The sequence below is a fragment of the Dactylosporangium aurantiacum genome (genome assembly GCF_000716715.1).
Taxonomy (GTDB): Bacteria; Actinomycetota; Actinomycetes; order Mycobacteriales; family Micromonosporaceae; genus Dactylosporangium; species Dactylosporangium aurantiacum.
This window is the reverse complement of sequence record NZ_JNYJ01000181.1, coordinates 1-300: the sequence shown is the minus strand read 5'-3', so window position 1 is coordinate 300 and position 300 is coordinate 1. Positions and strand designations below refer to the sequence as shown.

Genomic DNA, 300 nt, shown 5'->3' with positions numbered 1-300 from the left:
GAGAAGGTCGACGCGGCGCTCGGCAACTACTTCCGGGTCGGCAACCTCACCGCCCTGCGCGAGCTGGCCCTGCTGTGGCTCGCCGACAAGGTCGACGACCAGCTCGACCGCTACCGCGCCCAACACGGCATCGACACCACCTGGGAAACCCGCGAACGCGTCGTCGTCGCCCTCACCGGCGGCCCCGAAGGCGACACCCTCATCCGCCGCGCCGCCCGCATCGCCGCCCGTACCAAAGCCGCCGACCTCCTCGCCGTCCACGTCATCCGCGGCGACGGCCTCGCCGGCGCCGACCCCGCG

At 73.7% G+C, this 300-nt stretch carries 1 pseudogene; it reads left to right on the top strand.

The features are described from left to right. Positions 1–300, top strand: a pseudogene (locus tag OP18_RS50825) (histidine kinase); the annotation flags it as partial.